This is a genomic window from Devosia sp. P1_H9, assembly GCF_056405135.1.
In genome coordinates, this window is record NZ_JBFUCQ010000019.1 from 1 (window position 1) to 22186 (window position 22186).

Annotated in this window: 24 protein-coding genes; 12 read left to right on the top strand and 12 right to left on the bottom strand. The window is 65.9% G+C overall.

Annotated features, from left to right (window positions below; genetic code table 11):
* The first annotated feature begins 510 nt into the window (after positions 1-510).
* Complete coding sequence (locus AC1DYL_RS22295; RefSeq protein ID WP_477174831.1) at positions 511-1614, top strand: winged helix DNA-binding domain-containing protein; 1104 nt, start codon at positions 511-513, stop codon at positions 1612-1614.
* A gap of 4 nt (positions 1615-1618) precedes the next feature.
* Here AC1DYL_RS22295 and AC1DYL_RS22300 read toward each other — a convergent pair whose 3' ends face one another.
* Entirely contained in the window at positions 1619-2029 is a 411-nt protein-coding gene (locus tag AC1DYL_RS22300) for a response regulator (protein WP_477174832.1), read from the bottom strand.
* Complete coding sequence (locus tag AC1DYL_RS22305; RefSeq protein WP_477147992.1) at positions 2029-2973, bottom strand: zinc-ribbon domain-containing protein; 945 nt, start codon at positions 2971-2973, stop codon at positions 2029-2031. The genes AC1DYL_RS22300 and AC1DYL_RS22305 overlap by 1 nt, the downstream gene beginning before the upstream one ends.
* Before the next feature lie 170 nt (positions 2974-3143).
* Here AC1DYL_RS22305 and ftsE point away from each other — a divergent pair, with 170 nt between their 5' ends.
* The 4 genes from ftsE to AC1DYL_RS22325 all read left to right on the top strand — a co-directional run bounded on the left by ftsE (position 3144) and on the right by AC1DYL_RS22325 (position 6114).
* Complete coding sequence (ftsE, locus tag AC1DYL_RS22310) at positions 3144-3803, top strand: cell division ATP-binding protein FtsE (RefSeq protein ID WP_477147993.1); 660 nt, start codon at positions 3144-3146, stop codon at positions 3801-3803.
* Positions 3793-4734, top strand: a complete 942-nt coding sequence (locus AC1DYL_RS22315; RefSeq protein ID WP_477147994.1) for a cell division protein FtsX — start codon at positions 3793-3795, stop codon at positions 4732-4734. Before ftsE ends, AC1DYL_RS22315 begins: the two co-directional genes overlap by 11 nt.
* 95 nt (positions 4735-4829) lie before the next feature.
* Complete coding sequence (locus AC1DYL_RS22320) at positions 4830-5654, top strand: lysophospholipid acyltransferase family protein (protein ID WP_477174833.1); 825 nt, start codon at positions 4830-4832, stop codon at positions 5652-5654.
* 115 nt (positions 5655-5769) lie between these two features.
* Entirely contained in the window at positions 5770-6114 is a 345-nt protein-coding gene (locus tag AC1DYL_RS22325) for a hypothetical protein (protein ID WP_477158760.1), read from the top strand.
* Here AC1DYL_RS22325 and AC1DYL_RS22330 read toward each other — a convergent pair.
* Positions 6111-6665: a gamma-glutamylcyclotransferase gene (locus AC1DYL_RS22330; RefSeq protein ID WP_477174834.1), complete on the bottom strand. Its 555-nt coding sequence runs from the start codon at positions 6663-6665 to the stop codon at positions 6111-6113. The two genes, AC1DYL_RS22325 and AC1DYL_RS22330, sit on opposite strands and share 4 nt — an antisense overlap.
* 86 nt (positions 6666-6751) lie before the next feature.
* On the opposite strand from AC1DYL_RS22330, the gene AC1DYL_RS22335 reads away from it, so the two are divergent.
* Entirely contained in the window at positions 6752-7759 is a 1008-nt protein-coding gene (locus AC1DYL_RS22335) for a DUF2125 domain-containing protein (protein ID WP_477174835.1), read from the top strand.
* Positions 7760-7805: 46 nt separating this feature from the next.
* Here the strand turns inward: AC1DYL_RS22335 and AC1DYL_RS22340 are convergent, their stop codons facing one another.
* Positions 7806-8786 carry a prephenate/arogenate dehydrogenase family protein gene (locus AC1DYL_RS22340; RefSeq protein ID WP_477174836.1) on the bottom strand — a complete coding sequence of 327 codons (981 nt, stop codon included), beginning with the start codon at positions 8784-8786 and terminating at the stop codon, positions 7806-7808.
* On the bottom strand, positions 8786-9892 hold the full coding sequence (locus AC1DYL_RS22345; RefSeq protein ID WP_477174837.1) for a pyridoxal phosphate-dependent aminotransferase: 1107 nt from the start codon (positions 9890-9892) through the stop codon (positions 8786-8788). Before AC1DYL_RS22345 ends, AC1DYL_RS22340 begins: the two co-directional genes overlap by 1 nt.
* Before the next feature lie 135 nt (positions 9893-10027).
* Between AC1DYL_RS22345 and AC1DYL_RS22350 the strand changes: the two genes are divergently transcribed.
* The gene (locus tag AC1DYL_RS22350) at positions 10028-10354 is read left to right on the top strand and encodes a DUF718 domain-containing protein (RefSeq protein ID WP_477158765.1); all 327 of its coding nucleotides are present in this window, start codon (positions 10028-10030) and stop codon (positions 10352-10354) included.
* Between the two features lie 15 nt (positions 10355-10369).
* Here the strand turns inward: AC1DYL_RS22350 and AC1DYL_RS22355 are convergent, their stop codons facing one another.
* The gene (locus tag AC1DYL_RS22355) at positions 10370-11113 is read right to left on the bottom strand and encodes a class I SAM-dependent methyltransferase (RefSeq protein WP_477148002.1); all 744 of its coding nucleotides are present in this window, start codon (positions 11111-11113) and stop codon (positions 10370-10372) included.
* Between the two features lie 91 nt (positions 11114-11204).
* Between AC1DYL_RS22355 and gloB the strand changes: the two genes are divergently transcribed.
* Both gloB and AC1DYL_RS22365 read left to right on the top strand, forming a co-directional pair.
* Positions 11205-11981 carry a hydroxyacylglutathione hydrolase gene (gene gloB, locus AC1DYL_RS22360; RefSeq protein WP_477174838.1) on the top strand — a complete coding sequence of 259 codons (777 nt, stop codon included), beginning with the start codon at positions 11205-11207 and terminating at the stop codon, positions 11979-11981.
* Positions 11982-12222: 241 nt separating this feature from the next.
* On the top strand, positions 12223-12480 hold the full coding sequence (locus AC1DYL_RS22365) for a hypothetical protein (protein WP_477158767.1): 258 nt from the start codon (positions 12223-12225) through the stop codon (positions 12478-12480).
* A gap of 20 nt (positions 12481-12500) precedes the next feature.
* Here AC1DYL_RS22365 and AC1DYL_RS22370 read toward each other — a convergent pair whose 3' ends face one another.
* The gene (locus AC1DYL_RS22370; protein WP_477174839.1) at positions 12501-12956 is read right to left on the bottom strand and encodes a hypothetical protein; all 456 of its coding nucleotides are present in this window, start codon (positions 12954-12956) and stop codon (positions 12501-12503) included.
* A 93-nt stretch (positions 12957-13049) separates the two neighbouring features.
* On the bottom strand, positions 13050-14627 hold the full coding sequence (gene fumC / locus AC1DYL_RS22375) for a class II fumarate hydratase (protein ID WP_477174840.1): 1578 nt from the start codon (positions 14625-14627) through the stop codon (positions 13050-13052).
* Between the two features lie 253 nt (positions 14628-14880).
* On the opposite strand from fumC, the gene AC1DYL_RS22380 reads away from it, so the two are divergent.
* A complete protein-coding gene (locus AC1DYL_RS22380; protein WP_477174841.1) occupies positions 14881-15786 on the top strand; it encodes a polyprenyl synthetase family protein in 906 nt (301 codons plus the stop codon).
* On the opposite strand, the gene AC1DYL_RS22385 is transcribed toward AC1DYL_RS22380, so the two are convergent.
* From AC1DYL_RS22385 to ispG, 3 genes are all read right to left on the bottom strand, one after another.
* Positions 15783-16130, bottom strand: coding sequence for an antibiotic biosynthesis monooxygenase family protein (locus tag AC1DYL_RS22385; RefSeq protein ID WP_477174842.1), 348 nt, complete (start codon positions 16128-16130; stop codon positions 15783-15785). The two genes, AC1DYL_RS22380 and AC1DYL_RS22385, sit on opposite strands and share 4 nt — an antisense overlap.
* A 70-nt stretch (positions 16131-16200) precedes the next feature.
* Positions 16201-16599 carry an NUDIX domain-containing protein gene (locus AC1DYL_RS22390; protein ID WP_477158769.1) on the bottom strand — a complete coding sequence of 133 codons (399 nt, stop codon included), beginning with the start codon at positions 16597-16599 and terminating at the stop codon, positions 16201-16203.
* Complete coding sequence (gene ispG / locus AC1DYL_RS22395; RefSeq protein ID WP_477158770.1) at positions 16596-17837, bottom strand: flavodoxin-dependent (E)-4-hydroxy-3-methylbut-2-enyl-diphosphate synthase; 1242 nt, start codon at positions 17835-17837, stop codon at positions 16596-16598. The genes AC1DYL_RS22390 and ispG overlap by 4 nt, the downstream gene beginning before the upstream one ends.
* A gap of 84 nt (positions 17838-17921) precedes the next feature.
* On the opposite strand from ispG, the gene AC1DYL_RS22400 reads away from it, so the two are divergent.
* Both AC1DYL_RS22400 and AC1DYL_RS22405 read left to right on the top strand, forming a co-directional pair.
* Positions 17922-18131 carry a DUF4287 domain-containing protein gene (locus AC1DYL_RS22400; protein ID WP_477174843.1) on the top strand — a complete coding sequence of 70 codons (210 nt, stop codon included), beginning with the start codon at positions 17922-17924 and terminating at the stop codon, positions 18129-18131.
* Positions 18132-18201: 70 nt separating this feature from the next.
* The gene (locus AC1DYL_RS22405) at positions 18202-18501 is read left to right on the top strand and encodes a YkvA family protein (protein ID WP_477174844.1); all 300 of its coding nucleotides are present in this window, start codon (positions 18202-18204) and stop codon (positions 18499-18501) included.
* Between the two features lie 227 nt (positions 18502-18728).
* On the opposite strand, the gene pyc is transcribed toward AC1DYL_RS22405, so the two are convergent.
* The gene (gene pyc, locus AC1DYL_RS22410; RefSeq protein WP_477174845.1) at positions 18729-22169 is read right to left on the bottom strand and encodes a pyruvate carboxylase; all 3441 of its coding nucleotides are present in this window, start codon (positions 22167-22169) and stop codon (positions 18729-18731) included.
* Positions 22170-22186: the final 17 nt, after the last annotated feature.

Genomic DNA, 22186 nt, shown 5'->3' on the forward strand with positions numbered 1-22186 from the left:
TCCGCTGCACCGAAGCGAGATCATGACGAGTGGTTGGTGCGGTGGAGACCGGGTGGGCTGCGGGTCGCTGCAGTTCAGGCGGAAACCATCACGGCAAGGACCGGTTCGCCGGTCAAGCCGCTATCACGCGAGGGTTGCTCGATGCGGAGTTGCCCAAGGGACGAAGCCTGGCACGCATGAGCCGGGCGGGAGCAACGAAGGCGGTGTTGGCATTCCGGCCGCCGACCGAGCTGCCATCGTTCTCGCGATGCGGCAGGGGATGCGCCCCGGCACTGGTGGCATAGGCCCAAAACCCCGGCCGGCCGGCGAGGCGTGAGCCTCATTCATCTGCGGACTACCGCTACGGGGCAAACGCCTCGCCGGTCCCGCTTCGTCTTCCTCGATCAGGGGAAGGTTCTTTGAAAACTCCGAAGCCCTTGGGGCTGTCGGACCTGTTCGCTCGCCGGTCGGCTCCTGACAGACCCTGTCAGTACGGCGGCGCTAGGTTATTGCTATGCCAAGGAGGCGACGATGACCCGAGAAGCTCTTACCGACCGCCAGCTGAACCGCGCCACCCTCGCCCGGCAGATGTTGCTCGAGCGCAGCGACATGGGGATCGTCGAGGCCGTCGAATGGCTGCTCGGGCAGCAGGCGCAGCAGACGCATGATCCCTATATCGGGCTCTGGTCGCGGCTCAACGGCTTCACCCACGAAGCCCTCACCGCGCTGATCGTCGACAAGCGCCTCGCCCGCGCCACCACCATGCGCGGCACGCTCCACCTCCACTCGCTGCCCGACTTGATCGGCATGCGCGAGTTGATCCACCCCGTGCTCGAGCGCATGTGGCAATCGAACTTCCGCCGCCGCTTCGGCGACAACGACCAGGAAAAGGTCCTCGCCGCCGCCATCGAGGTGATCGACCGCGAGCCGATGACCGCCGGCGCTGTCGGCAAGGCGCTGCAGGACCGCTTTCCCACTGCCGAGCCGCTGGCGATGACCGTGCTGCTGCAGGTGCGCGAGACCTTGGTGCAGGTGCCGCCCACCCGCATCTGGGGTTCCGGCCACGCCCCGCTGCTGATGCGCGCGCCAAAGTACTTGCCGCCGACCACCAGCGCCCTCGATCTCACCAGCCTCGTCCGCCGCTACCTCGCCGCCTACGGCCCGGCCAGCGTCAACGACATGCAGAGCTGGTGCGGCCTCACCAAGCTGGGCGAGATCTTCGAGGCGATCCGCGGCGAACTCGTCACCTTCACCGCCGCCGATGGCCGCGAACTCTTCGACCTGGCCGATGCGCCGCGCCCCCCCGCCGATACCCCGGCGCCGGTCCGCTTCATGCCGCTCTACGACAACGCCTTCCTCGGCTACGACAACCGCCGCCGAATGCTGGCCGAAAACGACGAGAAGCGCGGCGACTTCCTGCGCGACGCAAAGCCCACCGTGCTGGTCGACGGCATCATCTCGGCCAACTGGGCAATCGAAAGCAAAAAGGGCGCTGCGGTGCTGACCGTGTCGCCCTTTCATAAACTCACCAAGCGCGACGTCGCCGACGTCGAGCGCGAGGGCCGAAAATTCCTGCACTTTATGGAGGAAAAGGCCGGGACCTTCGACGTCCGGGTGCTCGAGGCAGCGGCTTAGCCGCTCACCCCATCATCGCCTGGCGCGCCAGCGACAGGATTTCCGGCGGCCGGCCCGCAAGTGCGTCGTCCACCTTCTCCAGCACCTGCGCCAGCGTGAACGGCTTGGGGATCACATCGTAGATCAACTGGTCGAGCCCATGCGCCCGTTCGCGCTGGTCGGCAAAGCCGGTCATCAGCACGATGGTCACTTCGGGCCAGGCCGCTGCGACGTTGAGCGCCAGGGCGATGCCGTCCATTACCGGCATCTTGATGTCGGAGAGCAGCAGGTCGAACCGCCCCATCTCCTCCTGCATCACCTCGGAGGCGAGCCCGCCATCCTCGGCTTCGACCACTTCGTGGCCCACATGGGCGAGAGCACGCGACACGAAGGCACGCACTCCATCATCGTCTTCGGCAAGCAGGATTCTGGCCATCAGTGTACGGTCTCTTGAGAAATCTCTTGGGCAGTAGTGGCTTCGGCAGCAGTCCCGACAGACTGGCGGCCGGTGGCAAAACCGAGTCGCAACTGCGTTGCCCCCTTGGGCGGCGCAGCAAGCTCGGCAGAAAACTGTACGGCCTCGCCCGGCTCCACATCGGGCGCCGGCGGTGTGACGCTCCACTGGTAGATCGACGCGCCCTCGGCATCGAGCAGGCTCACCACCACCGGCGGCACCACGACGCGGCGCGGCTCCACCCCGCGGATGGTGGCGGTGACGCTGATCACGTCGCTGTCGCCACGCTTGCTCATCAATGTCGATACGTCCGAGAACTCCAGCCCGACGACGTTCACCCCGAGCCCGAGCGCCGAGTAGACCCCTGCCATCGCTGGCGCGAGCTTGACGATCTCGGTCCGGAACAGCAGCCCGCCGGCCACCACCGCGACCAGCAGCAGCACCGCCGAAATGCGGATGACCCGGAACAACTTGGCTGCGGGAAGACGGCGCGCCGCGGCCCGCTGGCGCTTCGCCAGCTTGCCGTTGGCGGCGCGCTCGGCGGCAGTGGGGGACGGCGTCGGCTCAGGCGGCGTCTCGACCGGCTTCGGAGCAATGGCGGCCTTGATCTCGGCGATCGAGCGGACCACCTCCGGCGGCGGTGCGCCGTCCGGCATCATGCCGCGGAGCGAGCCGGGGATTTCGGCGATGGCGGCACGCTGTTCGACGGCCGTGAACTCGCGGTCGAGCGCCGCCTCCTCGCTGGGCGAGAACAGGCGGTCCTCCTCGATCGGCATCGGCGGCCCCGCTTCCGCGAGCCAGGCCTTGCCGCAGTGCGCGCAGCTGACCTTGCGGCCCGTGCTCCCGAGCGTTTCGGGCGGCACCTGGTAACGCGTGCCGCAATGCGGACAGGCGATGACGACCGTTAAGGGCTGGGGCGAGCGCATGAATTGGAAGCTAGCCGGGCGGGGTTAAGTTTCCTCAAACCCGCACTGCGAAACTGCCGCGGCATTCGTCTCGGCCCACCAAGATTTGGGCTGAATTGTGGGTGAGAACGCCGCCCCGGCGGGACGCCGCTGTTATGATGCCTCTCAACTGATTCGGAGCGGATGGCCCGGTGATCGAGTTCTCCAATGTCGGCCTGCGCTATGGGCAGGGGCCAGAGATCCTGCGCGATCTCAACTTCCGCATCGAACCCGGCACGTTCCACTTCCTCACCGGCCCCTCCGGCTCCGGCAAGACGTCGCTGCTGAAACTGCTGCTCTTGTCACTCCGCCCCACCCGCGGCCGGGTCACCCTGTTCGGCAAGGATACCTCCTCGCTTGACCAGGACGCGCTCCTGCAAATGCGTCGCCACATCGGCATCGTGTTCCAGGAATTCCGCCTGCTCGACCATCTCACCACCTTCGAGAACGTGGCGCTGCCGCTGCGCGTGCTCGGTGAGCCCGAGTCGAGCTACCGCGCCAATGTCACCGAGCTGCTCGAATGGGTCGGCCTCGGCGAGCGCCTCGATGCGCTGCCGGCCGTGCTGTCGGGTGGCGAGAAGCAGCGCGCCGCCATTGCCCGCGCCGTAATCGGCCGCCCCGACATTCTTCTCGCCGATGAGCCCACCGGCAACGTCGACCCCGACCTGTCGCTGCGGCTGGTGCGGCTCTTCGCCGAACTCAACAAGATGGGGACGACCATCATCCTCGCCACCCACGAACTGCCGCTGCTCGACGCATTCCCCTTCCCGCGCATGATCCTCAATGAAGGGGAGATCGTCTTTGGCGATTGAGCTCAAGCTCCCCCGCTTCATCGGCATCGAGAACCGCGAGCGCGCCGCAGCCATCGTGCCCGAGCGCTCGGTGGCCGGTCGCACCCTGGTCCTGCTGATCGCCATCATGACGTTCCTGTCGGGCGTAACGCTCGGCGGCGTGGTGCTGGTGCAGAAATCCGCCATCGCCTGGTCGTCGGACGTTGGCCGCGAAATGACTATCCAGATCCGCCCCGTCGAGGGCGAGGTGATGGAATCGAACCTCCGCACGGCGGTCGCGCTAGCCGAAGCCACCCCCGGCGTCGCTGCGGCCCGGGCCTTGACGCTCGAGGAAAGCCAGAAGCTGCTCGAGCCCTGGCTCGGCGCCGGCCTCGATCTCACCGCCATCGACATTCCGCGGCTGGTCGTCGTGCAGCTCGCTGATCCCGCCGAGGCTGATGTCAGCAAGCTCGAACGCGATCTCGTGGCGGTGAAGGGCGCGAGCCTCGATACCCACGCCGCCTGGCGTCAGCAGCTCAACGTCATGGCCGGCACCATCGTCGCCTCGGGCCTCCTGGTACTGACGCTGATCGTCGTCGCCACCGTGCTCGCCATTGTCTTCGCGACGCGCGGCACCATGGCCTCGAACCGAGAAATCGTCGATGTGCTGCACTTCATCGGCGCCTCGAACAACTTCATCGCCGGCGAGTTCCAGGGCCGCTTCCTCACCATCGGCTTCCGCGGCGGCATTTTTGGCGGCCTCGGCGCCCTGCTGTTCTTCCTCTTGGTCGGCGTCGCCGCCGGCTCGATGGTACCGCAGGAGGCGGGCCAGCAGCTCGGCATCCTGTTCGGCCGCTTCGCGCTCGGCATCGACGGCATGTTCGGCATCCTGGCCGTGGTGCCCGTCATTGCGGCGCTGACGGCCATCACCTCGCGGCTGACGGTGCGGCGCTTCCTGCAGAAGACGTCCTGACGGGGGCCTTTATCCCCGCGACCCACCTACCGAATTATCATTGTCCTCCGGCGGGCCAGCAGGCACCCTGCCGCACAAAACGGGGAGGACTTTCTTTGCTCGGCCAGGCGCTTCGCTCGCTGCTGTTCTACGCGGTTTTCTACCTGCAGACCGTAGTGCTCGCGATTCTCGTCGGCGGCAGCGCCGTCATCTGGGGCCGCACCAGGTTCGGCTGGACCCTGGCGCTCTACTGGATCCACTCGCACATCCTGGCCCTGCGCCTCCTCGCCGGTATCAAGACCGACGTCGAGGGTATGGAGAACATCCCCGCCGGCCCCTGCATCATCGCGTCCAAGCACATGAGCGACTGGGACATCTTCGCACTGCTCCCCGGCGCCCGCCGCCCCGCCTTCATCGCCAAGAAGGAGCTGATGGACATCCCGTTCTTTGGCCAAGCGGCGATGGCCTTCGACACCATCCGCGTTGATCGCTCGAAGGGCGGCGACGCCATCCCGATGATGCTCGACGACGCCCGCAAGTCGCTCGCCAACGGTGCCCGCATCATCATCTTCCCCGAGGGCACCCGTAAGGCGCCGCTCGAGCCGCACGACTATCGCTACGGCGTCGTCCGGCTGTACGAAGGGCTCAACATCCCGGTGGTGCCGGTGGCCCTCAATTCCGGCCTGTTCTGGGGCCGCAACAGCCTGCTGCTCTGGCCCGGCACCGCCCGGGCGCGGTTCCTCCCGGCCATCCCGCCGGGTCTGCCCGTTGAGGAGTTCCGCAGCCGGCTGATCGGGGCCATCGAGGGCGAAACCAACCGGCTGATCCTCCGCGCCTATGACGAAGGCCTGAGCCGCCCGATCAGCCCCGAGCTGCGCGAGAAGCTTGATAACCTGAAGCAAGGGATAGCGCCCGGGCCGCTCGAAACCACTACATCTTGACGGAATCGACGACGCAGCCCATAGCTGTAGGTGTCATGCAGGGCGGCGCTTGACATTTAGCTCAAATTTGTTCTACATTCGTTCTCTTTCGCCGGGTATCGAAGGAGCCGGGGGCATGGTGCCTACACTCGATCGTACGCTGCTTCGGAACGCCACCGCGCACCCGGTGAACTGGCGCGGCCGCTCGGGCCGTTTCTATGCGCTTGAGCCGTTGCGACTCGAGGATTTCAGCTTCAAGGGCGACGAACTCTACCTGATCGCGCTCGGCCATCACGTGATGTGGGCCGGCGGCGCCGCCGATCTCGTCGAGGACCACGTCAGCCGTGCCCGCTTCCGCCTCGCCATGGACTGCGCGGACCGCGTCTTTCACGTCGAAACCAGCGCCGACGCGATCGAGCGCCTCACCGTGGTGTGGGACCTCGAGGGCGCTGAACCGGTGATTGGGCTGAGCGCAGCCTAAGCCCCCGCCACCACCGGCAAATCGGTCCCGTTCAGCACTGCCACGACCTCATCGAGATAGCGGTCCGTGATCCCAAGCTCGTGCAGCTTCCGTGCCGTCTCCAGCACATATTCCGGGTTCGCGCCCGACTCGCCGACCCCGGCCCGCACGATCCGCACCTGCTCGGCAATGGCGAGCTTGCCCGCGTATTGCAGGTGCCGCGTATCGGCGAGGAACGCCAGCGATGGCACCAGACGACCATCGGCGAGTTCGATCTGCCGCGTCGCCTCGCGATAGACGCCGCGATCCATCTCACGCTCGCTGAGATAGGCGTGCACCTGGCGCCACTGCTCGCCGGCCACTTCGAATGCCATGCCGCGGCAGGAGCCGCCGGGCATCAGCCCGAACACCAGCCCCGGCTGCGCCTCGGTGCCGCGATGCCGATAGGAGTAGACACAGAGCCGCCGGTGCACCCCGCGCAGCAGTGCCGGCACCTGCCGGATGAAGGCAAAGCCCGGCCGCCAGATCAGCGAGCCGTAGCCGAACACCCAATGGGTTGAAATCTGCTGCACGTGAGCCCATCCGCCTTGCCGCGGTCACGTTCCTACCGATACGGTCCGCGCCGCGCAATCGGTGCGCCGCTATGGGAGACCTGACGTTGCGGAAGTTCATGTGGCTCGCCATCGCCGTGGTCGTCGTGGTGGAGCTGTGGACCGCCGGCTGGTTCTGGGCCGCCGGCGAAGCGACGCGGCAGGTGAAGCTGCTCGCCGAGGGCGACGGCGAAACCGCGCCAAAGCTGACTTGCGGCACCTTCGACGTCTCAGGCTTCCCCTTCCGTTTCGATGCAGAATGCCTCGACGCCACCCTCGTCGACCAGGATCTCACCGCCACCTTTGCTGGCCTCAAAGCCTCAGTGCTCGTCTACGCGCCAGCACACGTCATCTTCTCCGCAAAGGCGCCATTCGCGCTGGCCGATGCCTTCTCCGGCAGCCAGCGCCGGCTGGATTTCGGCGCCATGGAAGGCAGCCTCCGCCTCACCTCCACCGACCTCATACGCGGCCTGAGCGGCGAAGGCTGGCGCATCGCCCGCTTCTCGCTGGTCGCCGATGATCTGACGCTGACCGATACGGTCGCCAGCGAGGTCGTCGAGGCGCGCAGCAAACACCTCGAAGCGCACCTGATCGACGTGCCCGAATTGCACGACAAGACAGCGGGCACCTCGGCCCTTCGCGGCTACCTCACTACCACCGCGCTAGACCTGCCCGGCCTGCAGGTCGCAGCCGCCGACACCAGCCTCGAAGCCGAACTCACCGGCCTGCCCGATGACTTCCGCGCCTTCGGCGAGCCCGACGCGCTCCGCCGCTGGCAGGCGGCCGGCGGGGCGCTGACCCTCACCAAACTGACCGGCAGCCAGCCGACGCCCGACGAGCGCTTCGAGATCACCGGCGAGTTGAAGCTCAATGGCGGCGGCTACCCCGAGGGCCAGATCAACTACGTCACCAAGGGCGTGCTCGATCGCTTCGCCCAGTTCCTGCCGGCGATCCAGCTCGCCATGCTGCGCGGTGCGCCCAATGCGGACGGCACCTTTCGCAACAGCCTCACCATCACCGACGGCCAGATTAAGCTGCTCGCCGTGCCGTTCGCACAGTTGCTGCCGCTGTTCTAGGGTCCCAGAGTTGGCACCACGCACGGTGGGTCGTGAGGAATCGCGGCTATGCGTCCTCGCCACCACCGTGCTCGCGCACCATGACGTCGGGCACATCAACCGGCTGCACCACCGCCTCGGGCGTGCCGTGCGGGCGGCCGAAGTCGGGCGCTGCGGTTTCCTGGCCTGCCGTGATGATCGAGCGGCGGATGGCACGGGTGCGGGTGAACAGCTGCTGCATCCCCTCGCCATCGCCGACGCGGACCATGCGCTGCAGGCTCGAGAGATCCTCGAGGAACCGCCCGAGCATCTCCAGCACCGCCTCGCGGTTGGTCAGGAACACGTCGCGCCACATGACAGGGTCGCTGGCGGCGATGCGGGTGAAATCTCTGAATCCCGAGGCCGAGAACTTGATCACCTCTGACTGCGTTGCCGCTTCCAGATCGGCGACCGTGCCGACAATATTGTAGGCGATGAGGTGCGGCACGTGGCTGGTGATCGCCAGCACCAGGTCGTGGTGCGCGGCATCCATCACCTCGACATTCGAGCCAAGCGCGCCCCAAAACGACACCAATCGGTCGACCGCCACCGGGTCGACTTCCGGCTTCGGCGTCAGTACGCACCAGCGCCCGACGAACAGGTCCGGGAAACCGGCCGATGGACCGGAATGCTCGGTACCGGCAATCGGATGCCCCGGGATAAAATGCACGCCCGCCGGAACCATCGGCTCCAGCGCCTTCATCACCTGGCCCTTCACCGAGCCGACATCGGAGAGGATGGCGCCCGGCGAGAGGTGCCCGCTGATCTGCTTCATCAGGTCGGCATAGACGCCAACCGGTGTGCAGAGGATGACGAGATCGGCGCCCTCGACCGCCTCGGCCGCGTCGAGCATGTAGGTGTCGCCCAGCCCCAGCGAGCGCGCTTCCTCGAGCGTCTCGGACTTGCGCGTGGTGATGGCGATGGTCTTCGCCAGCCCCTTGAGCTTCACCGCCCGGGCGATGGACGAGCCGATGAGGCCGATGCCGATGAGCGTGAGTTTTTCGAACATCAGTTGCTTGCCCCCGGCGCCCCGAACGCCTTCAGAATTTCCACCACTGCGCGCATGTGCTCCTCGAGCCCGATCGAGATACGCAGGCCCTCGGGTATGCCATAGCCGTGCATTTCGCGCACCAGCAGCCCCTTGTCGCGCAGCGCCGCGAACGCCGCCTTCGACGTCGCCACGTCCTCGAACAGCGCAAGAATGAAGTTGCCCTGGCTCGGCGGCACCCGGATGGCGTTCGACTGGAGCGCCCCGGTCAGCCAGCCGCGCCAGCGCGCATTGTGCTCACGCAGCTTTGCCGTGAACTCGACGTCCCGCGCCGCGGCAGCGGCGGCAGCCTGCCCCGACAGCGAGACATTGAACGGTCCGCGAATGCGGTTCACCGCGTCGACGATATGATCGGGGCCATACATCCAGCCCACCCGCTCGCCGGCAATGCCCATCTTCGAGAAGGTGCGCACCATCACGACGTTGTCCGATGCGTTCACTAGGTCGATGCCCACCGAATAGTCCTCGGCGGTCACGTACTCGGCATAGGCGCTGTCGAGCACGAACAGGATGTCGGGCCTGAGCCCGCGCTGCAACCGCTCGACCTCCGCTACCGGCAGGTACGTGCCGGTCGGGTTGTTCGGGTTGGCGAGGAACAGCACGCGGGTACGCGGCGTTACCGCGGCGAGCAGCGCGTCGACATCGGCCCGATAGTCCCTCTCGGGCACCATGATGATCTCGGCCGACGCCCCCCGGGTGATGATCGGGTAGACGTTGAAGCCGTATTGGCTCATCACCGCCTCGTCGCCCTCGCCGAGATAGACCTGCGCCAACAGGTGCAGGATATCGTCCGAGCCGAAGCCGCAGACGATCCGATCCGGCGACAGCCCGTGCACTTCGCCCAGCGCCGTCCGGAGGTCACGCGATGTGCCTTCCGGATAGATCTCGATACGCCCAGCCGCCTCGCGCACCGCGGCGATCGCCTTGGGGCTGGCGCCCAGCGGGGACTCGTTGGCCGAGAGCTTTACCAGCTTGACCCCAGCCGGCGTGTCGGAGCGGCCCGGAACGTAGGGCGCGATCTTGAGGATGCCGGGTTGCGGAACGGGGCGTTTGGGCGTGTCGGTCATGTCTTTGGGGCCGGGTCGAAAATCGGCCGGACCATAGGGGATGGCGCTCGGGGTTGCAAAGGAATCCGGCCCGCCCCGCCCGCGCATCTGCTAAGGTGACTGGCGCATGATCGGTCGCAAACGGAGGAGGATCCGATGACGGCAATGAACATCGTGCATATGCGGGTGAAACCCGGCCGCGAGGAGGAATTCCTTGCCATCAACCGAGACTTCGAGAACTTGAAGATGACGGGGCTGCGCAACTTCTGGATCGTCAAGACCGGCGAGCGCGACTTCATCGTCGTCGGGGAATGGACCGAGATGTCCGACCTGGTACGGGCCCGCCCCGAAATGATCTCCAGTCTCGACCGCCAACGTTCGCTGCTCGAAGATCTCGGCGGCGGCCGCGGCGTCACCGAGCCCTGGTCGGGCGAAGTATCGTTGCACCTCAGGCCGCAAGTCAGCGCCGAAAGCGCCATGTAGCGAGCGGCGTTGGAGTTACCGCTCCTTCGGCATCTCCATCGCCGCCTGCGGGGCCATCGCCGGCACTCTGATCAGCCGCTCGGCCTTCTTGCGCCGTGGCACGGCCGGGAACAGTTCCTTGCGCGCCAGCACGCAATGGACGCCGGCAAAGGTCGGCCCGAACATCCGCCCGGCCCGCTCGAAGAAGCGGGTCGATTTGAGCACCAGCGAGTGCTGCGAGGGCGGCACGTACAGCGCATCGCGCCACTGCTCCGGCACGAAGCTATGGTCGCGTAGCAGCCGCTCCAATTGGCCGCGCGAGAACGGGTGGCCGTCGCCAAACGGCGTCGTGTCGATCGACGACCAGGTGCCGCGGCGCTTCGGCACCACGACGATCAGCCGCGCATTGGGCGCCGACACTCGCCACAGCTCACGCATCAGCTCTTCGGTGTCGCTGACATGCTCGAACGCATGCACGGCAACGATCAGGTCCACCGCCGCATCGGTGAGCGGCAGTTCCAGCGGATCGCAGAGCACGGTGTGCGACGGGCCCTCGCGTGGCCAGGCCGAGGCGCCCTGGCGGGCCGGCATCACCGCGATCACGCGCTCGGCCTTTTCCAGCGTGAACCGCATGTAGGGCGTCGCAAAGCCCAGCCCGAGCACGCGCAGCCCGCGCACATTGCCGGCAAAGCGCAACACCTCCTCGCGCAGCAGGGCGCGGGAGATCTTTCCCAGGGGCGACTTGTAGAAGCCGATCAGCCGCTCGACGTGTGAGGTCATGGCGTTGTCCGAAAACCTTCTCTAGTTTCTGTCATGCTTCGTTGCCGCTTGCCACCCGCGCCGCCGCAGCTCTAGCCGGAGACTCCCCAACGTGCCCTTGCTGATCGACACCTTTCTCTGCCGCACCGACAATTTCGGCTACCTCGTCCACGATGTCGCCAGCGGCCGCACCGCCGCCATCGACGCGCCCGACGCCAAGGCCATCAAGGAGGCGCTGCAGCGCCGCGGCTGGAAACTGACCGATCTGTTCATCACCCACCATCACACTGACCACGTCGAAGGCATTCCCGTCCTAAAACGTGAATATGGGGTGCGCGTCGTCGGTCCCAAGGCCGAGGCCTCGAAGATCCTCGGGCTCGAGGTGCTGGTCTCGGCCAGCGATACCGTGTCCCTAGGCGAAACCGACTTCATCGTCATCGAGACGCCCGGCCACACACTTGGTCATATCGCCTACTACGATCCGGTCGGCCGGCACCTGTTCTCCGCCGATGCGCTGTTCTCGCTCGGCGTCGGCCGCATGTTCGAGGGCAAGCCGGGTCCGATGTGGGCAGGGCTCGAGGAGCTCCGGGCCCTGCCCGACGACACCCTGGTCTATCCGGGCCACGAATACACTGCGGCCAATGCCGCCTTCGCCCTCAGCGTCGACCCGAAGAACCCGGCGCTCAACATCCGTGCCGCCGAGGTAAGACGCATGGTCGAGGCCGGCAAGTACACCATCCCGGTGACGCTCGGCATGGAGAAGGCCAGCAATCCCTTCCTCCGCGCCGATCAGCCTGTGCTCGCCCAGGCCATGGGCTTCGCGCCGGGCGCCGAGCCCGCCAAGGTGTTTGGCGCTCTACGCAAGGCAAAGGACGAGTTCAAAGGGTAGCAGACGGCCCAAAGCCGGCCTCCAACCACCCCCGCCTTCGAGGGTTTGACCTCCGTCGAGGTGGGGAAAGCCGGTACGCGCCGACACCCCACGCGGTTAACCCTCACTTCGCATAAGACGGGAAAGTCCTAACGAAACATTGCAACCTGGCACGGCCATTGCGACGTTACTCGCATAGGTCCGGATCAGGCTGTCCCAGAATGAAACAGTCGCTCCGGATCGGCACAACCAGGCCGAGGCGATGGACGAAAACGGGACGGATAGGAAGGTCTTCAGGCTACCGGTGGCGCTCGACGCCCCGCGTGGACGGCTGACGCTGGTTCACACCCCCGCCCATGCCGACTTCCTCAGCCAGCTGATCGCCGAACGCCAGCACCTCGCGCCGCAGCGCGAACGCCGCCGCGCCCCGGTTGGGCAGGCCGTCGACGCTTATGCCAATGGCAGCAAGATCGCTGTCCGGCGCATGCCCGCAGGCTACCGGACGACCATCGTCACCTGACGGTTGGGAGTCGGGCGGCCTCAGCCGCCCATCGAGACGTCCCGGCCCGCGCCGGTGATCGAGACGGTGAAGCCGGCCACGACGTCGACGATCGCCATCATCATCAGGATGAAGAACACCGAGCTGGCAGCCGCCCCGACGAGCAGGAACTCGACGAGGAAGATCACGAACACCACCACCGAGAGCATATGCTCGACCACCGAGTTGCGCCCGGTATTGGTGGATTTCAGCACCTCGAAGAACAGGCAGATCAACCCGACGACCAGCATCAGGTCGCCCGCCGTCAGCGACCACTGCACGCCCGATACCATCGGAATGGTCAGGAGTTGCTGGTTCCAGCCGACCGGACTGCCACCCATGAACAGGAAGGCAAAGAAGTTGTAGGCGATCAGCGGGATCAACAGCAGCGGCGGAATAAACGCGCCGTGACGCGCGGCGCGACCACCCTGCGGGATGAATACAGTGTTGTCGGACATGGCGCGCTCCGCGAAAGTTGTGCGGGGAACAATGCCAAAGCCGGGCCCCCACCGCCAGCCCTGCGGTACGATTTCGCACCGATGGCAGAATCATCAGACCTTCAGCGGGCCGACCATTTGCTCGGGCTTCACCTCCGCGTCGAACTCCTCGCCGGTGAGCAGCCCCAGCTCGATCGCGCTCTCGCGCAGCGTCGAGCGCTTCTTGTGCGCGTGCTTGGCGATTTTGGCTGCATTGTCGTAGCCGATCTTGCGGTTGAGCGCCGTCACCAGCATCAGCGACTGGTCGACCAGTTGCTTGATCCGGTCGCGATCGGGCTCGATGCCGACCGCGCAGTGATCGTTGAAGCTCTTGGCCGCATCCGCCAGCAGCCGCACCGACTGCAGGAAGTTGTAGGCGATCACCGGCTTGAACACGTTGAGCTCGAAATTGCCCTGGCTCGCCGCAATGCCAATCGCCGCGTCATTGCCCATCACCTGCACCGCGACCATCGTGGTCGCCTCGGCCTGCGTCGGGTTGACCTTGCCCGGCATGATCGACGAGCCCGGCTCGTTCTCGGGAATGGTGATCTCGCCCAGCCCAGAGCGCGGGCCGGAGGCCAGCCAGCGCACGTCATTGGCGATCTTCATCAGCGCCACCGCCAGCTGCTTCAGCGCGCCGGACGAGCCGACGAACGCATCGTGCCCGGCCATCACCGCAAACTTGTTCGGCGCAGTGATGAACGGCTGCCCGGTCAGCGCCGCGATTTCCGCCGCAACCGTCTCGCCATACTTCGGATGCGCATTGAGCCCGGTGCCCACCGCCGTGCCGCCCAGCGCCAGCTCATAGAGCTGCGGCAGCGTGGCGCGGATCGCCTTCAGCGCCAGGTCGAGCTGCGCCACCCAGCCGGAAATCTCCTGGCCGAGCGTCAGCGGCGTCGCGTCCTGCAGATGCGTGCGGCCGATCTTGACCACGCCCATGAACTCGTTGGCCTTGGCGTCGAGCGTGTTCCTGAGCAGCATCACCCGGTCGACCAGGTAGTTCTCGATCGCCTCCACCGCCGCGATGTGCATCGCCGTCGGATAGGTGTCGTTCGACGACTGGCTCATGTTGACGTGATCGTTCGGATGCACCGGCTTCTTCGAGCCCATCGTGCCGCCGGCCATCTCGATGGCGCGGTTCGAGATCACCTCGTTGACATTCATATTGGACTGGGTGCCCGACCCGGTCTGCCACACCACCAGCGGGAAATGGTCAGCGAGCTTGCCGGCTATCACCTCGTCGGCCGCCGCAACCACCAGGTCGCGCGTCGCCACATCCATCAGCCCCAGCTTGTGGTTGGCGAGCGCCGCCGCCTTCTTGAGGATGCCGAAGGCCCGGATGATCTCGGTCGGCATCTTCTCGCCGCCGATGTCGAAATTCGCCAGCGAGCGGGCGGTCTGCGCCCCGTAGTACTTTTCCGATGGCACGTTGATCGTGCCCATGGAATCCGATTCGACGCGCGTGCCCATAGCCGGGATGCCTCTGAAACAAATGGAAACGGGGGGGGCCCTGCCGGTCTTCAGATCGACGTGGTGCGGACGACGCAGCTCGCCCGAATCCTTGTCCTCGACATAAGCCGGAATTGCGAGCGCATCGGCGGAGCGGCGGAACCCGCGCTTCATCGGCGAGGTCTTGCGCTTTGGCACTGCCATGGTTGTTACTCCTGGTTCAATAGCGTTTCGCCGAAAGCGTTCCGGCGTCTAACAGACAGGGTCTGTCGGGAATTGGGGGCGTCTATAGAGCACAATTGGCCCGATGGGAAGGGGCGAAATTGGCCCATCTGCTGGTTCTATTGCTCGGGTCTCTCAGTCGTCACCTTCCCCTTATGGGGAGGGATCAAGGGTGGGGGTCCACACGCTCAGTTGTTTCGAGTAAGAACCTGTCAATCCCGGCTCGGACCACCCCGTGACCTACTCCTTCCCCGACGAACTCGCCAGCACCGCTTCCGACACCGAGCGCGCCCTTGACGCGCTGCTCGCCGCCAAACCTCTGACCACCCCCGGCATCCCGCCGGAGCGCCTCATCGCTGCCATGCGCCACGGCAGCCTCAACGGCGGCAAGCGCCTCCGGCCGCTGCTCGTCCGCCAAGCCGCCGGCGTCTTCGGCGTGGCGCCTGCCGCGACCGTAACCGCCGGCCTCGCCGTCGAAATGATCCACTGCTACTCGCTGGTGCACGACGACCTGCCCGCCATGGACGACGACGACCTGCGCCGCGGCCAGCCGACCGTCCACAAGGCCTATGACGACGCCACCGCCATCCTCGCGGGCGACGCCCTGCTGACCCACGCCTTCGGCCTCCTCGCCAGCGAGGCCGCGCACCCCGATCCCGCCATCCGCGTCCGCCTTGTCGCCGAACTCGCGGCCGGTGCCGGCGCCGGCGGCATGGTCGGCGGCCAGATGCGCGACATCGAGGGCGAAACGAGCTTCCTGACCGAACGCGCCATCGCCCAGATGCAGGCGATGAAAACCGGCGCCCTGATCCGCGCCGCCGTCCGCATCGGCGCCATCCTCGGCAACGCCTCCGACACCGACCTCGCCCACCTCACCGACTACGCCGAGGCCGCCGGCCGCGCCTTCCAGCTCGCCGACGATATCCTCGACGTCACGGCCTCCACCGAAACACTGGGCAAGGCCGCCGGCAAGGACGCCGGCAAGGGCAAGCAGACGATCGTCTCCCGCATCGGCGTCGAAGCCGCCCAGCGCCAGCTCGGCGAAGTCATCCACGACGCGCTGACCGCCCTGCTCCCCTTCGACCACCGCGCCGACGGCCTCCGCGCCACCGCCCGCTTCTTCGCCGAACGCGAGCGCTAGGACTGAGAGTTGCTGGCCGCTCCCTCAAACCCATAGGCCCGCTGCACCAACGCGATGCGGATGTGGTAGCCAGCGTACCATTCGGCCCGCCCGCGCCGCTGCGCCTCGACGTGCTCGGCGACCGCCTTCCAGTTGCGGATACTCTCCTCGTCGGCCCAGAACGAATTGAGGATGCCGAAGCCGCTGGCGTCGCGGCAGCTCTCGAAGCCGAGAAAGCCCGGCTGCCGGCGCGCCATCTCGAGCATTGCGGCGCCCATCTCGCTGTGCCCGTTATCGCCGGGCGTTCGCTGCGAGGCGAAGCTGACCATGTAATACGGCGGCTCAGGCAGGTTCGGGCTCGGCATCGGCAACCTTCAGCGGTGTTTCGATCACTCACCTTAGCAAGTCAGTGAGCCTTCGAAAGCCAGTGGCTGCCTATGCCGCGAGATCGCGAATATAGGCTAGCGCCGCCCTGAAGTTAGGATGCCACTCATCATCCGCGGGTGTGCCGAGCGGGTGCCAGAAGAACTGGAAGTCATACCCGCCATCGTCCGGCGCATGGTGGGTCCAACTGTCGGGCAGTTCAGGAACGCTCACGCGGAAGAAGTGCCAGTATTCATCGGCAGCGAGCAGGGTCGCACCGTACCGGCCCGAAATCCTTGCGTCGGTAATGCCGGCTTCTTCGGCAAGTTCGCGCAGCGCCGCGGCAGCCGGCGCCTCTCGGGATTCGATGGTCCCCTTGACCAGTTGCAGTCCGGCCAGCGGATGACGAAACGCCAGAACCTCGATGCCGCCCCGCTGGCGCAGCACCACGGGGCAAGCCTTCTCGATCATTCCGCCGCTGTCGCCTTCTCGGCTGTGCCGAACCGCTTCTCAATGTAATCCGCCACCATCACCTTGAACTGGTCGGCGACATCCGCACCGCGCAGCGTCGCGACCTTCTGGCCTTCGATGAACACCGGCGCGGCCGGCGTTTCGCCGGTACCGGGCAGCGAGATGCCGATATCGGCGTGCTTGCTCTCCCCCGGGCCGTTGACGATGCAGCCCATCACCGCCACTGACAGCGCCTCGACGCCCGGATACCGTTCTTTCCACTCCGGCATCGAGGAGCTGAGGTGATCCTGGATTTCCTTGGCCAGCACCTGGAACGTCTGCGACGTGGTGCGCCCGCAGCCCGGGCAGGCCGCGACGACCGGCAGGAACTGCCGGAAGCCCATGGTCTGCAGCAGTTCCTGCGCCACCCGCACTTCCTGTGTGCGGTCGCCGCCCGGCTCCGGCGTCAGCGATACCCGAACCGTGTCGCCGATCCCCTGCTGCAACAGGATGCCCATCGCGGCGGACGAGGCGACGATGCCCTTCGAGCCCATGCCCGCCTCGGTGAGGCCAAGGTGCAGCGCATAATCGCAGCGTGCCGCCAGATCCTGGTACACCCCGATCAGGTGCTGCACGTCCGAAACCTTGGTGGACAGGATGATCCGGTCGCGCCCCAGCCCGATCTCTTCGGCCCGCTGCGCCGACAGCAGCGCCGACTGGATGATCGCCTCGCGCTGCACCGCCGCTGCCGAAACCGGCGCCGCCGAAGCCGAGTTCTCGTCCATCAGCCGGGTCAGCAGTTCCTCATCGAGCGAACCCCAGTTCACCCCGATGCGTACCGGCTTGCCGTACCTAATGGCCAGCTCGATCAGCGTTGCGAACTGCGTATCGCGCTTCGCCTTGAAGCCGACATTGCCCGGATTGATCCGGTACTTGTCGAGCGCCTCGGCCGCCGCCGGATGATCCGTCAGCAGCTTATGGCCGATATAGTGGAAATCGCCGATCAGCGGCACGGTGACGCCGCGCGCCCTGAGCTTGTCGCGAATATGCGGCACCGCCGCCGCGGCTTCGTCGCGGTCGACCGTGATGCGCACCAGTTCCGAGCCGGCGCGCCACAGCTGCGCCACCTGCTTCACCGTCGCATCGATATCGGCGGTATCGGTGTTGGTCATCGACTGCACGACGATCGGCGCACCGCCGCCGACCATCACACCACCAACATTGACGCCAACTGCCTGCCGGCGCGGGAAAGTGCTCATTGCTCACCTCGTTGCCGAGCAAATAGGCCTTTGACGTTGGCGGCGCAATGTTACGATTGCGTGACCGATTGAAGCGAGCCGCTCATGACCTTTCAGGCCTATCTCGACAATATCCAGAAGCAGACCGGCGTCACCCCCGACGAATTCATCAAGCTCGCGACCGACAAGGGTTTTACCAAGCCGGGCACCAAGGCAACCCAGATCACCGACTGGCTGAAAGCCGACTACAAGCTCGGTCACGGCCACGCCATGGCGATCGTCAAACTGCTGAAGGACCGCGCCGGGCTGAAATAGCCACCGGAAACTGCGGCACAATGCACCAGCGGTCTTGAACCACGACCCGGTCCGGACCATGTCACGCAGCATGAACAGGTTCCTCCTTCGCTTCCTCACCTTCCGCAAGGAACTCGCAACTCTGTGGCAGGCGTTCCTGTCGCCGCACACGCCGGTGCATCTGAAGGCGCTGATGCTGTTGGTCCCGGCCTACCTCCTGAGTCCGATCGACCTGATCCCCGATTTCATCCCGCTGCTCGGCTGGGTCGACGATTTCGTCGTGATCCCGATGCTGGTCGCGCTCATCGTCCGCCTGCTGCCGCAGCCGGTGAAGGTCTATCGCGACGCCCAGGGCAACAAGGTGATCGACGGCGACTACCGCCGGCGCTGACCATTGCCGGTTTCTGACAGTCCCCCGTGACACTGGTCTCCGCACCCCGTGGCGCCGCAACGTCGACTATGCCGAGAGCCACGACGCTCCGATCGCGCCACTGCTCGACAAGCTCGAGTTCTCCCGCGGAAAGGCCAACTGGGGCTACCAGATGCGCTTCGGCCTGTTCGAAATCAGTGAAGCGGATTTCCGCACCATCGCGAAAGCGATGGGCGCGGAAATCTGAACTACTCGAACCGGACCAGCAAATCCTTGGCGTCGATCTGGTCGCCGGGCTTCACCGTCACCTCGGCGACGACGCCGTCGGATTCCGCGTGGATGGCGGTTTCCATCTTCATCGCTTCGATCGACAGCAGCACGTCGCCGGCAAACACCTTGTCGCCGACCTTGACGCCCAGCCCCGAAATCACCCCCGGCATCGGCGCGCCGATCTGCTTGGCGTCGCCCAATGCCGCCTTGGCGCGGACCTTGATGTCGCCGACCTTCAGCCGGTCCGGCACGATGATGGTGCGCGGCTGACCGTTGAGGTCGAAGAACACCCGCACCTCGCCCTTCTCGTTGGTCTCGGCGCGACCCTGGTAGGTGAGGACCAGCGTCTTGCCCTTCTCGATGTCGATGAAGAGCTCCTCACCCTCCTTCAACCCGTAGAAATAGACCGGCGTCGAAAGCGCCGCCGTCGGGCCGTACTTGTCCTGGCTCTTCAGGAAGTCCGAGAACACCTTGGGATACATCAGGTACGAAGCGAGGCGTTTGTCGTCGATATCGCCGCCGGCCTCCTTGGCGATCTTGGCGCGCTCGGTCTCGAGATCGACGTCCTTGAGATAGGAGCCAGGCCGCTCGGTGAGCGGCTTCTTGCCCTTCAGCACCTTCTTCTGCAAGGCCGGCGGGAAGCCGCCCGGCGGCTGGCCGAGATCACCGGCAAAGAACCCGACCACGGAGTCGGGGAACGCGATATCGCGCGAAGGATCCTCGACATCTGCCCGGGTCAGCCCGGCCGACACCATGGCCAGCGCCATGTCGCCGACCACCTTCGAGCTCGGCGTCACCTTCACGATGTCGCCGAACATCTGGTTCACGTCAGCATAGGTCTGCGCCACCTGATGCCATCGGCTTTCCAAGCCAAGGGAACGTGCCTGCTCCTTGAGATTGGTGAACTGCCCGCCCGGCATTTCGTGCAGGTAGACTTCCGAGGCGCCGCCCTTCAGGTCGCTCTCGAAGGCGCGGTACTGGTTGCGCACCGCTTCCCAGTAGAACGAAATCTCGCGGATCACCTTCTGGTCGAGCTTGGGATCGCGCGACCCATCCTTCAGCGCCGCCACCAGCGAGCCGAGCGTCGGCTGCGAGGTAGTGCCCGAGAGCGCATCCATCGCCGCATCGACCGCATCGACCCCGGCGTCCACCGCCGCCATGATCGTCGCGGACGCTGCACCCGAAGTGTCATGCGTGTGGAGGTGGATCGGCAACCCGACTTCCGACTTCAGCGTCTCGATCAGCTTCTTGGCGGCAGCCGGCTTCAACAGCCCCGCCATGTCCTTCAGCCCCAGCACATGCGCGCCGGCAGCCTCGAGCTCCTTCGCCAGCCCGACATAGTACTTGAGGTCGTACTTGGCCCGGTTCGGGTCCAGCACGTCGCCGGTGTAACAGATGGCGCCTTCGGCCACCTTGTCGGCTTCGATCACCGCGTCGATCGAGACGCGCATGTTCTCGACCCAGTTGAGGCAATCGAACACGCGGAACACGTCGACCCCGCCCTTCGCCGCCTCGCGCACGAAGAACTTCACCACGTTATCCGGATAGTTGGTGTAGCCGACGCCGTTCGAGCCGCGCAGCAGCATCTGCGTCAGGATGTTCGGCGCGCCCTCGCGGACAGCGGCCAGCCGCTCCCACGGATCCTCGTTGAGGAAACGCATCGACACGTCAAACGTCGCCCCGCCCCAGCACTCGAGCGAGAACAGGTTCGGCAGCCCGCGGCTATAGGCCTGCGCAATGCGGGTGATGTCGAATGAGCGCATGCGCGTCGCCAGCAGCGACTGGTGCGCGTCGCGCATCGTCGTGTCGGTGAACAGCACCTCGGTCCGCGCCTTCATCCAGCGCGCCAAGCCCTTCGGCCCGTCACGATCGAGGATCTGCTTCGAGCCTTCGACGACGATCAGCGGTTCATACTCCGGCACCACCGGCGCCGCCGCGTCGGCAGGCGGCCGCGGCCGGTCGCGCACTTCCGGATGCCCGTTCACCGTCACGTCGGCGATATAGGTGAGGAGCTTCGTCGCCCGGTCCTGCCGCCGCTTGAAGTCGAACAGCGCCGGCGTCGTATCGATGAAGCGCGTGGTGTAGCGGTTCTCGACGAAATCCGGATGGGTGATGATGTTCTCGAGGAACGCCAGGTTGGTCGACACGCCGCGAATACGGAACTCGCGCAGCGCGCGGTGCATGCGGGCGATCGCCTCGTCGGCGGTCGGCGCCCAGCAGGTGATCTTTTCGAGCAGCGGATCATAGAACCGGGTGATCACCGCGCCCGCATAGGCCGTACCGCCATCGAGGCGCACGCCGAAACCGGTGGCCTCGCGATAGGCAGTGATGCGGCCATAGTCCGGGATGAAGTTCTGCTCCGGATCCTCGGTGGTGACGCGGCACTGGATGGCGTTGCCGTTGAGCCGAATATCCTGCTGCAGCGGCACACCGGACTCGGGCGTGCCGATCACCGCACCCTCGAGCAGGCGGATCTGCGCCTTCACGATGTCGATGCCGGTGACCACTTCGGTCACCGTGTGCTCCACCTGGATGCGCGGGTTCACTTCGATGAAGTAGAACTTGTTCGTATCGGCATCGAGCAGGAACTCGACCGTGCCAGCGCCGCGATAGCGCGCCGCATTGCCAAGCCGGATCGCAGCGCCGGTGAGATCGTCGCGTACTTCCTGGCTCAGATACGGCGCTGGAGCCCGCTCCACCACCTTCTGGTTGCGCCGCTGCACCGAGCAGTCGCGCTCGAACAGATGCACGAGGTTGCCGTGGTCGTCGCCGATCAGCTGCACCTCGACATGGCGCGCCCGCTCGATCAGCTTTTCGAGATACATCTCGTCCTTGCCGAACGCCGCCTTCGCCTCGCGCTTACCCTCCGAGACCTCGGAGATCAGCGTCGACTCGTCCATGATCCGGCGCATGCCGCGGCCACCGCCGCCCCAGCTCGCCTTCAGCATCAGCGGATAGCCGATCTCGGCGGCCATCCGCTTCACTTCGTTCATGTCGTCGGGCAGCGCGTCAGTCGCCGGTACCACCGGCACCTTCGACGCAATCGCCATGTTGCGCGCCGCGACCTTGTTGCCGAGGTCGCGCATCGTCTGCGCCTTGGGCCCGATGAAAATGATCCCCGCGTCCTCGCAGGCGTCGGCGAATTCCGGCGATTCCGATAAGAGGCCATAGCCCGGGTGGATCGCATCGGCGCCCGAGATGCGGGCGATCCGGATGTACTCGTCGATCTGCAGGTAGGCTTCGACCGGGCCCTTGCCCTTGCCGATCAGGTAGGCCTCGTCGGCCTTGAACCGGTGCAGCGCCAGCTTGTCCTCTTCGGCATAGCAGGCGACGGTCTTGATGTTCAGTTCATTGGCGGCGCGAAACACCCGGATGGCGATTTCGCTGCGATTGGCGACGAGGATCTTCTTGATCGGCATCGATTTAACCCGAGCAG

Bases quoted from the DNA above. Each gene is read 5' to 3' on its own strand.
- AC1DYL_RS22340 (WP_477174836.1), bottom strand. From the start codon at position 8,786: ATGTTCGAAAAACTCACGCTCATCGGCATCGGCCTCATCGGCTCGTCC.
- AC1DYL_RS22325 (WP_477158760.1), top strand. From the start codon at position 5,770: ATGGTGCCTACACTCGATCGTACGCTGCTTCGGAACGCCACCGCGCAC.
- pyc (WP_477174845.1), bottom strand. From the start codon at position 22,169: ATGCCGATCAAGAAGATCCTCGTCGCCAATCGCAGCGAAATCGCCATC.
- AC1DYL_RS22370 (WP_477174839.1), bottom strand. From the start codon at position 12,956: ATGTCCGACAACACTGTATTCATCCCGCAGGGTGGTCGCGCCGCGCGT.
- AC1DYL_RS22385 (WP_477174842.1), bottom strand. From the start codon at position 16,130: ATGCCGAGCCCGAACCTGCCTGAGCCGCCGTATTACATGGTCAGCTTC.
- AC1DYL_RS22405 (WP_477174844.1), top strand. From the start codon at position 18,202: ATGAACAGGTTCCTCCTTCGCTTCCTCACCTTCCGCAAGGAACTCGCA.
- AC1DYL_RS22350 (WP_477158765.1), top strand. From the start codon at position 10,028: ATGACGGCAATGAACATCGTGCATATGCGGGTGAAACCCGGCCGCGAG.
- ispG (WP_477158770.1), bottom strand. From the start codon at position 17,837: ATGAGCACTTTCCCGCGCCGGCAGGCAGTTGGCGTCAATGTTGGTGGT.
- AC1DYL_RS22355 (WP_477148002.1), bottom strand. From the start codon at position 11,113: ATGACCTCACACGTCGAGCGGCTGATCGGCTTCTACAAGTCGCCCCTG.
- AC1DYL_RS22390 (WP_477158769.1), bottom strand. From the start codon at position 16,599: ATGATCGAGAAGGCTTGCCCCGTGGTGCTGCGCCAGCGGGGCGGCATC.
- AC1DYL_RS22305 (WP_477147992.1), bottom strand. From the start codon at position 2,973: ATGCGCTCGCCCCAGCCCTTAACGGTCGTCATCGCCTGTCCGCATTGC.
- fumC (WP_477174840.1), bottom strand. From the start codon at position 14,627: ATGGCAGTGCCAAAGCGCAAGACCTCGCCGATGAAGCGCGGGTTCCGC.
- AC1DYL_RS22345 (WP_477174837.1), bottom strand. From the start codon at position 9,892: ATGACCGACACGCCCAAACGCCCCGTTCCGCAACCCGGCATCCTCAAG.
- AC1DYL_RS22365 (WP_477158767.1), top strand. From the start codon at position 12,223: ATGGACGAAAACGGGACGGATAGGAAGGTCTTCAGGCTACCGGTGGCG.
- AC1DYL_RS22295 (WP_477174831.1), top strand. From the start codon at position 511: ATGACCCGAGAAGCTCTTACCGACCGCCAGCTGAACCGCGCCACCCTC.
- AC1DYL_RS22300 (WP_477174832.1), bottom strand. From the start codon at position 2,029: ATGGCCAGAATCCTGCTTGCCGAAGACGATGATGGAGTGCGTGCCTTC.
- AC1DYL_RS22400 (WP_477174843.1), top strand. From the start codon at position 17,922: ATGACCTTTCAGGCCTATCTCGACAATATCCAGAAGCAGACCGGCGTC.